The following is a 15,284-nucleotide window of genomic DNA, read 5'->3' on the forward strand; positions in this document are numbered from 1 at the left end:
TAGACCTAAATAATTTTTTTTGATATAATCCTATCGGAATTATAAATTTTATTTGTGAAAGGCAGAGAATATTATGAGTATTAAGAAAAAAGTTGCCATAGTCTTTACTGGTGGAACTATATCTATGACAGTAGATGATAAAGTAGGTGCTGCTATACCAACTTTATCTGGGGAACAAATATTATCTATGGTCACTAATATTGATAAAGTTGCAGATGTTGAAGTTTTTAATTTTGATGAAATTCCAGGACCTCACATAACACCTTGTAGAATGATGGAATTAAAAAATTATGTAAATGATTTATTAGCAAGAAAAGATATCACAGGAGTTGTAATAACACATGGTACTGATAGTTTAGAAGAAACTGCTTATTTTCTAGACCTTACAATTGATAATATTAAGCCTGTAATAGTTACAGGTGCTATGAGAAGTAGCTCTGAACTTGGCTATGATGGTTCAAGCAATTTATCTGCATCAGTTTGTACTGCTGTATCTAAAGATGCTATGGGTAAAGGAGTTCTTGTAGTTTTAAACAACGAAGTGCTATTGGCTTCTGAAGCTACTAAAACAAATACACTTTCTTTAAATACATTTAAATCTTTAACTAGTGGTCCATTGGGAATAATCGACTGTAACGAACTTGTTCTTACGAGAGATATTGTAAATAGAACCATTATAGATACTGATAAAGTAGAATCTAAAGTTGCACTATTTAAAGCATATGTTGGAGAAGATGCAGATTTTATAAGATTTGCTGTTGATAGTGGATATAAAGGTATAGTTATTGAAGCTATGGGTAGAGGCAATATTCCTCCTCTAATGCTTTCTGGTGTTGAATATGCAAGGGAAAAAGGACTTCCTGTTGTTATAGTTTCTAGATGCCATTCAGGTAGAGTATTTGATAGTTATGGTTACTTTGGTTCTGGTAGAGACTTAAAAAATATAGGATGTATATTTGGTGGAGACCTTCCAGGTCAAAAAGCTAGAATAAAACTTATTTTAGCTCTTGGAAAGACTAATAATATTGATGAAATCAAAGACTTCTTTGAAAAAGGAATCTATTGTTAATTATATTATAGAGTTTAGAATTTAAAATAAATTATATCATAGAGTTTAAAATAAAACGTCCCCCTACTGCAATCTTTTACTTATATTGCAATAAGGGGATTTTATTTTATAGTTCTCTTTTTTTATTTATTCCACAACTTTTTTATTTCACAACTATATTAACTAATTTCTTAGGAACTGCAACAACTTTAACTATAGTTTTATCTTCAACTAGAGCTTTAATTTTTTCATCTTCTAAAGCCACTTTTTCCATATCTTCTTTAGATATATTTGAACTAACAGTTAACTTTCCTCTAACCTTTCCATTAACTTGTACAACAACTTCTATTTCATCTTTTACTAAAGCTTTTTCATCATATTTAGGCCAGTCTATATCAAATACACTTCCTTCTTGACCTATCATAGTCCATAATTCTTCACCTAAATGAGGTGCAAATGGTGAAATTATAGTTACGATTGTTTGTACACCTTCTTTTATAACTGCTTCATTGATATTATCTAGCTCCTTATATTTGTACATATCATTTATTAATTCCATCAGAGCTGATATAGCAGTGTTAAATCCAAATTTCTCACTTAAATCTACAGTAACTTTTTTAAGTGTAGAATGTATAGTATATCTCATATCTTTATCTTGAGAACTTAACTCGCCAAACTCAACATCTTTTTTGAAGACATCTGCTAACTCATCAACTAATCTATATACTCTATTTAAGAATCTAAAGCATCCATCAACACCTTGTTCTGACCAGTCTAAATCTCTTTCTGGTGGTGCTGCAAATAATACGAAAAGTCTTGCAGTATCTGCTCCATATTCATCAATTATATCCATAGGAGATACTGTATTTCCTTTAGACTTACTCATTTTAGAACCATCCATAAGAACCATACCTTGAGTAAGTAAGTTTTTAAATGGTTCATCAAAGTCTACCATGCCCATACTCTTAAATGCTTTTACAAACCATCTAGCATAAAGTAAATGCATTATAGCATGCTCTACTCCACCTATATATTGGTCTACTGGATGCCATCTGTTAACTAAGTCTTTACTAAATGGTTCATCTTCATTTTTATTGTCTACATATCTTAAGAAATACCAAGAAGAATCAACAAATGTATCCATAGTGTCAACTTCTCTTCTCGCTGGTTTTCCACAGTGAGGACAAGTTGCTGACATAAACTGTTTTGAAGTAGTAAGTGGAGACTCACCTTTTCCAGTAAATTCAACATCTGTTGGTAAAAGAACTGGTAAATCTTCTTTCTTAACTGGAACTATTCCACACTCATCACAATAAACTACAGGTATAGGACAACCCCAATATCTTTGTCTTGAAACTAACCAGTCTCTTAATCTATAATTAATTGTTCTCTTTCCTCTACCTTCTTTTTCTAATTTATTTATTATTCCTTCAAATCCTTCTGAAGCATCTAATCCATCAAATTCTTCTGAATTTATCATTTTATTATCTTCTGTTATTACATCTATTATATCTAGATTATATTTTTCAGCAAAATCTCTGTCTCTTTCATCATGTGCAGGAACTGCCATTATAGCACCTGTTCCATATTCAACTAATACATAGTTTGCTATCCATAGAGGAACTTTTTTTCCATTTAAAGGATTTATAACATATCTACCTATAAACATACCTTCTTTTTCTACATCAGCTGCTGTTCTCTCTATTTCTGTCATAGTGTGCATTTTTTGAACAAAAGCTTCAACATCTGCTTCATACTCAGTACCAGCAACCAATTCTTTAACTAGTTCATGTTCTGGAGCAAGTACCATATAAGTAACTCCATAAGTTGTATCTGGTCTAGTTGTAAATACTGTCATAGATTTGTCAGTTCCATCTATATCAAATACTAAATCTGCTCCTGTACTTTTTCCTATCCAGTTTCTTTGCATTATTTTAACTTTTTCTGGCCATCCATCTAATGTGTCTAAATCATTAAGTAATTCTTCTGCAAATTCAGTAGTTTTAAAATACCATTGTTCTAAGTCTTTCTTTAATACTGTTGATTTACATCTTTCACATGCTCCTTGAACAACTTGTTCATTTGCAAGAACAGTCTCACAAGAAGGACACCAGTTAACATAAGATTTTTTCTTATATGCAAGTCCATGTTCTAAAAATTTCAAAAATATTTCTTGAGTAAATCTATAGTATTCTGGAGTTGAAGTTGCTACTTCTTTATCCCAATCATAGCTAAGCCCTAATAAATTTAATTGTTCTTTCATTTCTTCTATATTTTCCATTGTCCATTTATGTGGATGTATTCCATGTTTTATAGCTGCATTTTCAGCTGGTAAACCAAAAGAATCCCATCCCATTGGATGAAGTACATTATAACCTTCCATTTTTTTGAATCTTGCGACAACATCGCCTATAGAATAATTTCTAACATGTCCCATGTGTATCTTTCCAGATGGATAAGGGAACATTTCTAATGTGTAATAATTAGGTTTTTCAGTTTGTGCTGTATCCATTTTGTATTGGTCATTATCTTTCCAAATTTTTTGCCATTTCGATTCTACTTGTTTAAAATTATATACGCTCATATTTTGCCTCCTGTTTTTAGTTGTGTTCAACTACTTTGTTTAATATTATTTACTTATAATTTCCAAATAATTCTTTGAAAATAAAAAATCCTCGTCACTAAACTTGCGTTTAGGGACGAGGATAAATCTTCGCGGTACCACCCTAATTAGCCTACTTTTATAGACTCTCTTAGATAGCTTTTAATCCAGCCATGGAGAATAGGTTTTAATCTAGTAAGTTCAAAGTTATATAATATTAGTTCTCACCTTCCACTAACTCTCTGAAAAAATATAATCTTTTACTGCTCTAGTCTATTCAATTCAATACAATTTTTGAAATTTTCTAACTATAATAACATATATTATCATGTTTATGCTAATGTGTCAATATCTATATAAGGTGCATCTTTCCATAATTTTTCTAAATTATAAAATCCTCTATTTTCCTCATTAAATACGTGAACCATTATATCCCCATAGTCAAGAAGTACCCAAGTTTGAGTTCCTTGTCCTTCTTTTCCTCTTGGTTCTAATCCTAGTTTTGCTAATTCATCTTCAACATTATCAGCTATAGCTTTTACTTGTCTTTGAGAAGATGCTGTAGTAATAACAAAATAATCACATAAACTAGAAACTTTTCCTATATTTATTATAACTGTATCTTGACCCAGCTTATCTTCTATGGCATCATATGCTATTTTTGTCATTTGTTCCACTGTCATATAAAATTTCCTCACTTTCCTAATTTAAATACACTTAGTTATTCTAACATATTAATACGATTTTGTAACATAGTCAACTTTAATTTTATTAATATGTTTGCCTTTATATAAGATTTTTATAATAACTTTTCTTTAATTAGGTAGTTTCTTGCCATAACAGTTCTTGGATGTATTTCTTCTTTTTTATTAATAACAAACATTAAAGTATTATTAAATGAAGTTAAAAGTGCTTCGTCAAGCTTACCTTCATAGGCTAATTCTCTCAATGTATCTACAACTGGAAATTTTCTTCCTTCTTCAATTAAATCTGCTATGTAAATTATTTTTTCTAAAAGAGACATATCTTCTCTTCCTGTTGTATGGTATTTAATTGCATTTATAATATCTTCATCTTCTATACCAAACTCATATTCACATATGTATGACCCTATCACACTATGTGATAGAGAGCGGTTTCCATCTTCTATTGGGTCTAAGTATATTTCATACTTATTAACATAATCCTCTACTTCTTTATCACTTAAGTATTTCGCACAATCATGAATCATTCCCGCTATATAGGCTTTTTCTTTGTCACATCCATAAATTTCACACAATTTTACAGCACATTCTGCAACATTTTTTGAATGGCTAAGCCTTCCTACTGGTAGCATTTGATTTAATCTCTGGTTAATATTCTCTAAGTTCATTTAATCATCTCCATATTGATATAGTTTATTTTCATACAAATAATTTTCTACATTTTCGGGTACTAAGTAACGTATAGACTTTCCTTCATTTAGCTGTTCCCTTATATATGTGGATGATATATCCAATGATGGAACGTAAACTGTTATAATGTCAGCATTATATTTTTTAGTCAGTTTCTCTATAGTTTCTTGTGACCTTAATAAGCTAATACCTGGTCTAGTTGCAGCTATAAAAGTAGCTAACTCAAAGTTTTTCTTTACATCTTTCCACTCTTCAACACTACAAATAGCATCTGCCCCTGTTATAAAGTAAATATCAGCATTTTTGTATTTTTTCTTTAAATATTTTAATGTATCGATTGTATAAGTCCTTTTATTTCTTTCGATTTCTACTTTTGAAACTAAAAAATCTTCATTGCTTTCAGTTGCTAGAAGTGTCATATTGTATCTATCATACTTATTTGTAGTGATACCTAGTTTATGTGGTGGATTTCCTGATGGTATAAAGATAATTTTGTCAATCTCATACTTATCTCTAATAAACTCTGCTGTTGCTAAATGAGCATAGTGTATAGGGTCAAAAGTACCTCCTAATATACCTATTTTGATTTTGCCTTTATGGCGATTAAATTTCTCTAGTTTTTCAGTATTTTTCAATTCTGCCTTCTGAACTAGATTTTTACTTCTCATATTTTGTCTCCTTTTAATGTTATAATACTATTGTACCATTATTTTTTATTTCTTAAAGCTTATAAATTATTTTTTTTGGTATATAATCATATTTATATGGTAAAAAATACTTTAAAAAATAATTATTTAACATAGTTTCACTTAACTTTTTAATAAAAATAACTTTTTATTATTTTGTCTTAATTTAGATTAAATATAACGTATAATTATAAGTTTTTTATTAAATTTTATTAGTTACTTTTGTTAATATAATTACATATAAAAAAGGAGAAATTATGAGTATAATTACAAAAATAGAACAACAAAAAAGAAATGATGATAGAGTAAATATTTATGTAGATGATAAATTTTTTATTGCTATATTTAAAGAACTTGTTTATACATTTAATTTAAAAAAAGGAAATGAAGTAAATGAAGAGGAATTAAAATCCATTTTAGATGATGAGATGTATATAAAAGCTAAAAATAAAGCATTAAATATTTTATCTCGTGCTGACCAGTCTGAAAAAAAAATAAAAGAAAAACTATCAGCAGATTTTGAAGAGGATACAATTGATAGAGTTATAGATTTTCTTAAAAATTATAATCTGGTAAATGACAATATATTGGCTCAGAAAATAGTTAATACCAATGTTAATTTAAACAAATGTGGTAAAAACAGAATTAAACAAAATTTATATAATAAAGGTATTGAAAGAAGTGCAATTGATGAAGCAGTATCAGAATTAGACAAAGATACTGAATTTGAAAATGCCATGTATCTAGCAAAAAAAAGATATGAAAGGGTAAAAAAAGAAGATAAAAAGAAAATATATCAAAAAATTTCTCAACATCTTTCCTATAAAGGCTTTGATTATGATATTATTAAAAGAGTTTTAAATAAACTTTTAAATTTTGATGAATCTGATATATAAGTATATTTTTAAATATACTAAGGAGGTAAATTATGAAACTAATTATTGGTGGTTTAAGCTTTTTATTAGGATTATATAATATATATCAATTATATAGAGAAGATAGTATGAGATAAGTATTATTTTATTAAAATATAATACTTATTATGGAGGGAAAATCAAATGAAAAGTCAAGAAAGATTTAAAATTTTAGACGTTGATGTTTATCTACAACCATTTGAGTCTGACATAAAAAAAAGGATGAAACACTATGAAGATGTAAAAGCAAAAATATTAACTAGCTGTGAAAATTTTAATTCTTTTGCAAATGGTCATCTTTATTATGGATTCCATCAAACAAATGATGGATGGTTTTATAGAGAGTGGGCTCCAAATGCAGATAGTTTATCATTAATTGGTGACTTTAATAATTGGAATAGAAAATCCCATCCTCTAAAAAAAATAGATTCTGGTAATTGGGAAATTTTTATACCTGATAAAAACAGCTTACCTCATAAATCCGAGGTAAAGGTACAAGTCACTACAAATGGTGAAACATTTGACCGCATACCATTATACATAAAGAGGGTAATCCAAAAGGATTCTGGTAACTTTAATGGGCAGATATGGCAACCAAAAACTCCATTTAATTGGACTGATAGTGAATTTGATTTAAAAAACATAACTTTCCCTTTAATCTACGAATGTCATATAGGTATGGCTACTGAAAAAGAATCTATTGGAACTTATAATGAATTTACTGAAAATATACTTCCTAGGATAAAGAAAGCTGGATACAATACTATTCAACTTATGGCTATCATGGAACATCCATATTATGCTTCTTTTGGATACCAAGTTTCAAACTTTTATGCAATTTCATCTAGATTTGGTACTCCTGAAGACTTAAAAAACCTTATAAATACAGCTCATTCAATGGGAATTGCTGTTTTATTAGACTTAGTTCACTCTCATGCTGTAAAAAATACTTTAGAGGGAATAAATGAATTTGATGGAAGTGAACATCAATTTTTCCATTCAGGTTCAAAAGGTAATCACCCTGCTTGGGGAACAAAACTCTTTAACTATGGTAAGCCTGAGGTAATTCATTTTTTACTTTCAAATATAAAATTTTGGCTAAATGAGTATCATTTTGATGGTTTTAGATTTGATGGCGTAACCTCAATGCTATATCATAACCACGGTCTTGGAGTTTCATTTGACAGTTATAAAAAGTATTTCAGTGCAAACACGGATATGGAAGCTATAACATATCTTCAATTTGCAAATGAATTAATAAAAGAAATCAAACCTAATTCAATAAGCATTGCAGAAGATATGAGTGGAATGCCTGGAATGTGTATACCTATAAGAGATGGTGGAATTGGCTTTGACTATAGATTAGCAATGGGAGTACCTGATTTTTGGATAAAAACTATCTCAAGATCTTCTGATGAAAATTGGGATTTAGGCAAAATGTGGTACGAGCTTACTACTAGACGTCCTGGTGAAAAAAACATTGGATATTGTGAATCTCATGACCAAGCATTAGTTGGTGATAAGACAATTATATTTTGGTTAGCAGATAAAGAAATGTACTGGAATATGGAAATAAACTCAAATAATCATGTTATTGATAGAGCCATGTCTCTAAACAAGTTAATTAAATTAGCAACATTTTCTCTAGCTGGTGAAGGATACCTAAATTTTATGGGAAATGAATTTGGACACCCTGAGTGGATTGATTTTCCACGCGAAGGAAACAATTGGAGTTATAAATATGCTAGAAGACAATGGAGTCTTTCAGAAAATGATAACTTAAAATATAAACAACTATTGAACTTTGATAAATCTATGCTTGAACTTACAAAATACAGTGATATTTTTGCACAGAATAGTTATGAACTTATACATATAGATAATGATAAAAAACTTTTAGTATACAGTAAGGGTAAATATTTATTTATATTTAATTTCCATCCTAATCTGATGCAATCAGTAGACATATCAAAATTCCAAGACAAAAAATACAAGACAGTATTAAGTACTGATATGATAGAGTTTGGAGGAAAAACAAGACTAGAAAACTTAATAGACTACGATATCTATTTTACTTCTACTCCTCCATCTTCTAAAATACCTATTGCATCTCTCACAGCAATAGTACTTTTAAATAATATTCTCTAGATATAAATAACTACTAAAAGCCAAATAACAATTTTGATTTTAATACAAAATGTTATTTGGCTGATTTATTTTCTTGCTAATTAATTATTTTTTATATCTGACATTATAACTTCCAACTTTTAATTTGTGGAATTATATTCATCTTAACAGTCTGTGCCTTTAGAGCATTTCTAAATTTTTCAGTAGATGTATTTTTAAACATTTTACTAGAAGCACTTTTAAGATTTTCTATAGAATCCCAGTGTTGTATCATAATCCATTTTTGAGTTTTTTCATCATATAAAAGCTCAGTATCAATAAAGCCCGATTGAACAGAGTGAAAATTTATTTCTAAATCATTTACAATCTCTACAAATGCATCTTTTGATAAATGCTCTTCCACATTAAATTCTACTATTTCTGTAATAATTTTCATATACAAACCCTCCTATTTATCTTTCTTACATCATAACAAGAAGTAAATTAAAGGTATTGTAAAAAATCGACAATATAATTATAAATAGTTGTATGTTGTGTTTTCTTTAATAGTTTTATTCTCTTTAATAAATTTAATTGGCGATACTCCTGAAAACTGTTTAAATTCTTTAATAAAATGAGCTTGGTCATAATATTCATTTTCATAAATTAAGTCAAGAAAGTTATTATTTTTAGAGCTATAAATAAGCTGATTACTTACCATTTTAAATCTATATATTTTCCTTAGTATTTTAGGTGTATACCCAGTATATTTTAAACAAGCTCTTTCTAAAGTTTTAATATTTATGTTCATCTCATCACAAAACAATTTTATAGTGCTATATTGATTATTGTATATAAATAAATCTAGGAGATTTATCATCTTATTTATAACCAAATTTTCATCTAATACAGATACTAATATTTTTTCTAAATGTAAAACTATATCTTCTATTGATAATATTTGATTTAATGTACTTTCCAATTTCCCAACAAAACCTTTTGATACTTGTTTTAAGTCAACAAGTTGACCCTTAAACTCTGAAATTGGTATCTTTAAAAATGGATAGAGCCCAAATGGATAAAAAGAAATACCCATCACACGTATATTTCCACGTTGAATAACAAATCCATGCTTATCTCTTATTCCATTAAAATGTATATTACTTGCATTATAATTTTGATTTTCAATCTTATATTCCATAACATCAGAAAGATTAATGATAATATCTATACTGTCTGTAGGTAATAACTTATTATTTAGCAATATATTTGATTTTGTTTCAAGATACCAAATAAACTTTACCCAGGGTTTTAAACGAACATTTCTAACTGCATACCTTGTAACTGATAACATTGTAATTAACCTCTATCCTAAATTTTTTTATCATTATATACTTTATCTTTATATTATACAATATAATTTATCCTATCAAAAACTTAATCTATTCCATATCTATCTTATACATTTTTTTAATGCTTTAGAAATAGGAAGTGCTATTATAAGACCTATTAACACCTGCATTAAATTGCCTGGTATTGAAGTAAGTGGAATTATAAAATTACCATAAAGTATAACCTCTGTTACATAATATCCAAACAACATCCAAATTGATGAAACTACTACTCCTATTACATTAATCAAAAAACTTTCTCCATTCTTGCCATTTGCCCATACAATCTTTCCAAGTAAATACCCCATAATACCTCTAACTATAAATGTAAATGGAGCCCATAGAGTCCACCCAGATATCAAATCAAAAAGAGCCATCCCAATAGCACCTGATAACGCACCTTTTTTACTTCCAAATACTATTGCTGATATAAATAACATTGCTGTTCCTAAATGTACAAGACCTCCATTTATAGATATTGGCAATCTTATATTTATAAACTTGGTTGCAACAAATACTAACGCTATTAATAGTGAAGTTTCTACCAAATCTTTTGTTGTAAATTTCTGTTTAGCTGTAGCTTCCATGCCACATCCTCCTTTTATATTGTGACTAAAAATAATATTTATTAAATAAATCTACTAAACTTCCATTTGTATTAAATTCTAATGCTTTTAAACTTTTATCCAATACATTTAATATGTGAACTATTTTATCAAGACTAGCATTTTCCCCCATATGACCTATTCTCAAAATAGCATCCATATATTGATTTAATGATGTTGCAACAAGTGTATTGTAATTTTTAAGCATATAATCAGTAAGTTTTAATGCTCCTATACTTTCAGGTATTTTTATTGCTGTCACTGTATTAGAATATCCTTCTTCTAAAAACAATTCTAAACCATATTCTTCAACAGCTTGTCTTACACTAGAAGCTATTTTCTCATGTCTACTTAATACCTTTTCCACACCCTCTTCTAGTATATTGTCTAAGGCTCTATCAAGACCCATTATGTCACTTATTGGCATTGTATAAGGGAAATATTTTTTTTCGTAATATCCTTCCCATATACTTAAATTACAATAAAAACCTACTATGTCTGTTTTTCTATTTTTTATACAATTTTTTGCATCTTGACTTATACCAACTATAGTAAGACCCGCAGGTGCAGAAATAGCTTTTTGAGAACCGCCTAATATTACATCTATTTTCGATTCATCTACATTTAACCTTTCACCCACCATACCTGCCACAGAATCCACTACAGTTAAGATTCCATATTCCTTCAATAGCGGACATATCTCACTTACATCATTTAATACACCTGTTGGAGTATCACAATGAACCACTGTTGCATATTTAAAGTTATTATCCTTTTCTAAAAACTTTCTTAACTCATCAACATCTATACTTTTTGTATATTGACTTGAAAAAAGCACATACTCTCCACCATACATTTTTACAAAGTCTTTAAATCCTTCTCCATATATACCATTGTCAATTACAAGAACTCTATCACCCTTCTCTGTCAGTGAAGCACAAGCTGCTTCAAGTCCCAATATTCCTTCACCACTTAATATGTAAATATCATTCTTTGTACCAACTATATTTCCAAACTTTTCACATGTCTTCTTATAAAACTCAACAAAATCAACATCTATATCTGGGTTAGTTGTTTTCTCTGCTCTTATTAACCTTACATTTTCTCTAGTTTCTGTTGGTCCTGGTGCATAATTAATTTTATTATTCATATATATCAGCTCCTTTTTATTTTCTATACGATTATTATACAAAATTTTCATTTTTCATGGTACAATTTTATATTTTTTTAGAATTGTACCAATACATTTTTTTCTGATAACAATCTTCTGAACATTAAACATACTATCACTTACAACTTAAATTGATAAGTTATATTAATAAGAATTTTATAACAGTAAAAACAACAAAATACAGGACATATGAACATTTAAGCCACTTGCCCTGTATTTGTATATTATTAACCTATTTAACTCTATTTTTATATCTTCTATAATCCTGTTTAAAAATTAAATATAGCTTTTTATATATTTTTATTCACTATATCTTACTCTATCAATAAGAGATTCTTTGTTAAAGCTTCTTCCTATTAAATAAGTTGTTATAAATTGAGCTATAAGGATAAATACAACCATAAATAAAATTGGTACTATTGGTAATGCATATGTTGCATAAGATAATCCAGTTTTTCTTAAAAATACAACTGCAATGTATCCTAATATACCTCCAAAGACAATACTTCCTATCATCATTCTAGAAGTATAATATATAGCTTCTGAATTAAGCATTTTTACTAATTGTCTATTAGTAAGTCCAATTGCTTGAAGCATACCAAGTTCTTTTTTTCTAGTAACTATACTAGTTATCATTGTATTTACAAGATTCATAAATCCAATAACACCTATTATACCAGTTAAAGTATAGCCCATTATTTTTATAAATGAAATCATCATCTTATTTGATTCTATTCTACTATCTAAAAAATCCGCTTCTAAATATCCATTAGATTTAGCAATTTTCTTTATAGCATCTTTAACTTCTTGATATTTTCCTTCTTCAGTATATATTCCAATGGTACTTGTTGTATCATATTTCAAAACTCTATCTATAAAATCTTTTCCTATACCAAAACTTGGAGTTCCCATAGCTATTGCTTGAACTTTAAATTCTTTTTTTATCTCTTTATCTCCATCATATAGAGTTAATTTTATTTTATCTCCAGCCTTTACACCCATTTCTTTTGCTGTATCAAGGTGAGTAATGACTATTTCGTTTCCTGTTTGTAACCCTTCAAAATTTATTTTTCCATCTATTAGGTTTTTATTTAAATCCTTCACATCATTTTCATTTATGCTCTGTAAAAGGTCATGTTTAAACTCAACATTATAATCCTCCATCCCAATTTTTACAGAATTTCCTAATTCAGTTTTTTTGACTCCTTCTATACTCTTTACTTGGTTTAAAAAGTCTTTACCTAATGGATTATTCATTTGTAGAATATTCAAATTACTTTCAGGATTCTTGTCGCTATCCATTTCATATCCAGTAAATCTAACTTCTATATCATAAGGAAAATGCTCTCTAGCCATCTTCTCAGCATTAAAACTTTCTAAAGCAGTAGATACTGTTATAAATATAGTTCCACTTAACATAAGAGATGTCAGTGTCATATAAGTACGCTTTTTATTTCTTTCTAAATTTGCTTTTGATAAATTCTTTAAATTTATATTTTTATGTCCTTTTCTATCATTTTTACCACTTATTTCATTTCCAGTATATCTTACTGCATCAACTATAGATACCTTTGAAGCTACTTTCATTGGTTTCAAAAGTGATAAAACAACAGATATAAAACTTATTACCACAACCAATAATAGCACTGGTAATTGTGATGATTTTACATCTACATCCATAAATGATTTTATTATAATATTTGCAAGTGCATAACCTAAAATTGTTCCTACTGGTATTGCTATTCCTGCTAATATAAAGCCTTCCTTAAACACTATTGCTTTTACTTGTTTTTTAGTTGCACCAATTGCTCTAAGTTTTCCAAATTCTTGTACTTTAGTAACTATTGAGATGTAGAATATATTGTATATTACCAATATACTAGACAATACAATTACTAAGCCTATAAGAACTCCTCCTATCATTGTTTCACTATCTGGTTTTAAAGCATTTATATAATTTTCATTTACAAGTATATTATTAGTATCTAATCCTATATCATTTGCAATCTTATTTAATTTTTCTTTTGCCTGTTCTATAGATAAATCACTCTTATCTTTTAATTTAACATATATATTGAAATCTTCTTGTGACATATCTCTAGTATTTTTCATATATGTTTCTGATATAATAGCAGAATAATTCTTTCCTGCTTCATATATTTCACTAGTTTCTAAGATTCCAGTTATTATAAATTCTTTTTCTATTCTTTTGTCGCTTTTATAATCATCATAAGGTACTTTTATTTTTTCACCTAATTTTTGACCATGACCTAATGCTTTTAAAGCTCCACTATCTAGTACTATTTCATTTTCTTTTGTTGGTAATTTTCCTTTTATAAATTCAAAATTATTTAATTTTAAACCCTCTTCATTCATATATGATAATGAAATGGTTGTATCATCTTCTAGCTTCTCAACACCCACTCCATTCATTTTTCCAGCTAGTTCAATATCTGCATGATTACTTAATATTTCAGCTTGTTTTTCATTTACATTTGCTAATACTCCTTGATAATTGCCTGAATACTTTATTGTATTTTCCTTTTGATATTCTCTTGTATCGACAATATAAATACCTATAGATGAAAGCATCAATGTTGAAAGTATTATAGTTATTATTATTAATATACTTTTTGATTTATTTTGTTTTACATTACTTTTTGCTATTTTAGTAGTATTAATCATTTTTGTCACCAACCTTTGACACCTTACCATCCTCTATAAATATAACTCTATCAGCCATTTGAGCTATACTATCATCATGAGTTATCATAACCAAAGTTTGACTATATTTTTTAGACATAGACTTTAGTATACTCATAACTTCATCTGATGTTTTGGAATCCAAGTTTCCAGTTGGCTCATCAGCAAGTATTATGGCTGGTCTTGTTGCCAAAGCTCTTGCTATTGCTACTCTTTGTTGTTGACCTCCTGATAATGTATTTGGTAAAACATCGTGTTTATTTTCAAGCCCCAAAGATTTTAAAAGGTCTTTTATAAATTGTTCATCCACAGTTCTACCATCTAGACCGATTGGTAATACTACATTTTCCCATACATTAAGAGATGGAATTAGATTGTAGCTTTGAAATATAAAGCCTATTTTTCTTCTTCTAAATACAGCAAGTTCTTCTTCTTTCAATGTAAATATGTTTTTATTATCAATGTATACCTTGCCAGATGTAGGTATATCGAGACCACCTATCATATGTAACAATGTACTTTTTCCAGAACCAGATTTACCTATTATAGCTACAAATTCACCTTCATTTATTTCTAAATTTACATCATCTAAAGCTTTTACTAAACTTTCTCCTTCTCCATAATGTTTTGATAAACTTTCAGTATATAGTATTTTCATAAAATT

General features: G+C 28.3%; 13 protein-coding genes. 3 read left to right on the forward strand and 10 right to left on the reverse strand.

What is annotated here, in order from left to right:
• Window positions 1-73: 73 nt before the first annotated feature.
• Window positions 74-1,069: an asparaginase gene (locus IC219_RS05590; RefSeq protein ID WP_227432524.1), complete on the forward strand. Its 996-nt coding sequence runs from the start codon at window positions 74-76 to the stop codon at window positions 1,067-1,069.
• A 142-nt stretch (window positions 1,070-1,211) separates the two neighbouring features.
• On the opposite strand, the gene leuS is transcribed toward IC219_RS05590, so the two are convergent.
• From leuS to nadD, 4 genes are all read right to left on the reverse strand, one after another.
• Window positions 1,212-3,632: a leucine--tRNA ligase gene (gene leuS / locus IC219_RS05595; protein WP_227432523.1), complete on the reverse strand. Its 2,421-nt coding sequence runs from the start codon at window positions 3,630-3,632 to the stop codon at window positions 1,212-1,214.
• Between the two features lie 350 nt (window positions 3,633-3,982).
• Window positions 3,983-4,333 (reverse strand): ribosome silencing factor, encoded by a 351-nt coding sequence (gene rsfS, locus IC219_RS05600; RefSeq protein ID WP_227432522.1) that lies wholly within the window; start codon window positions 4,331-4,333, stop codon window positions 3,983-3,985.
• Window positions 4,334-4,449: 116 nt separating this feature from the next.
• Window positions 4,450-5,022: a bis(5'-nucleosyl)-tetraphosphatase (symmetrical) YqeK gene (yqeK, locus tag IC219_RS05605; protein ID WP_227432521.1), complete on the reverse strand. Its 573-nt coding sequence runs from the start codon at window positions 5,020-5,022 to the stop codon at window positions 4,450-4,452.
• Window positions 5,023-5,712 (reverse strand): nicotinate-nucleotide adenylyltransferase, encoded by a 690-nt coding sequence (gene nadD, locus IC219_RS05610; RefSeq protein WP_227432520.1) that lies wholly within the window; start codon window positions 5,710-5,712, stop codon window positions 5,023-5,025. It abuts the gene before it with no gap.
• Window positions 5,713-5,987: 275 nt separating this feature from the next.
• Here nadD and recX point away from each other — a divergent pair, with 275 nt between their 5' ends.
• The gene (gene recX, locus IC219_RS05615; protein ID WP_227830759.1) at window positions 5,988-6,626 is read left to right on the forward strand and encodes a recombination regulator RecX; all 639 of its coding nucleotides are present in this window, start codon (window positions 5,988-5,990) and stop codon (window positions 6,624-6,626) included.
• A 162-nt stretch (window positions 6,627-6,788) separates the two neighbouring features.
• Window positions 6,789-8,792, forward strand: a complete 2,004-nt coding sequence (locus tag IC219_RS05620) for an alpha-amylase family glycosyl hydrolase (RefSeq protein WP_227830760.1) — start codon at window positions 6,789-6,791, stop codon at window positions 8,790-8,792.
• A gap of 103 nt (window positions 8,793-8,895) precedes the next feature.
• Here IC219_RS05620 and IC219_RS05625 read toward each other — a convergent pair whose 3' ends face one another.
• The 6 genes from IC219_RS05625 to IC219_RS05650 form a co-directional block, all read right to left on the reverse strand.
• Complete coding sequence (locus tag IC219_RS05625; RefSeq protein WP_227824191.1) at window positions 8,896-9,207, reverse strand: antibiotic biosynthesis monooxygenase; 312 nt, start codon at window positions 9,205-9,207, stop codon at window positions 8,896-8,898.
• 78 nt (window positions 9,208-9,285) lie between these two features.
• Window positions 9,286-10,104 carry a helix-turn-helix domain-containing protein gene (locus tag IC219_RS05630; protein ID WP_227432516.1) on the reverse strand — a complete coding sequence of 273 codons (819 nt, stop codon included), beginning with the start codon at window positions 10,102-10,104 and terminating at the stop codon, window positions 9,286-9,288.
• 99 nt (window positions 10,105-10,203) lie between these two features.
• Entirely contained in the window at window positions 10,204-10,728 is a 525-nt protein-coding gene (locus tag IC219_RS05635) for an ECF transporter S component (protein WP_227830761.1), read from the reverse strand.
• 25 nt (window positions 10,729-10,753) lie between these two features.
• Window positions 10,754-11,896, reverse strand: coding sequence for a pyridoxal-phosphate-dependent aminotransferase family protein (locus tag IC219_RS05640; RefSeq protein WP_227432514.1), 1,143 nt, complete (start codon window positions 11,894-11,896; stop codon window positions 10,754-10,756).
• Between the two features lie 321 nt (window positions 11,897-12,217).
• Entirely contained in the window at window positions 12,218-14,602 is a 2,385-nt protein-coding gene (locus tag IC219_RS05645) for an FtsX-like permease family protein (protein ID WP_227830762.1), read from the reverse strand.
• Complete coding sequence (locus tag IC219_RS05650; RefSeq protein ID WP_227432512.1) at window positions 14,595-15,278, reverse strand: ABC transporter ATP-binding protein; 684 nt, start codon at window positions 15,276-15,278, stop codon at window positions 14,595-14,597. The genes IC219_RS05645 and IC219_RS05650 overlap by 8 nt, the downstream gene beginning before the upstream one ends.
• Window positions 15,279-15,284 lie beyond the last annotated feature (6 nt).

The organism is Clostridioides sp. ES-W-0018-02 (genome assembly GCF_020658175.1).
In the GTDB taxonomy this organism is placed as follows: domain Bacteria; phylum Bacillota; class Clostridia; order Peptostreptococcales; family Peptostreptococcaceae; genus Clostridioides.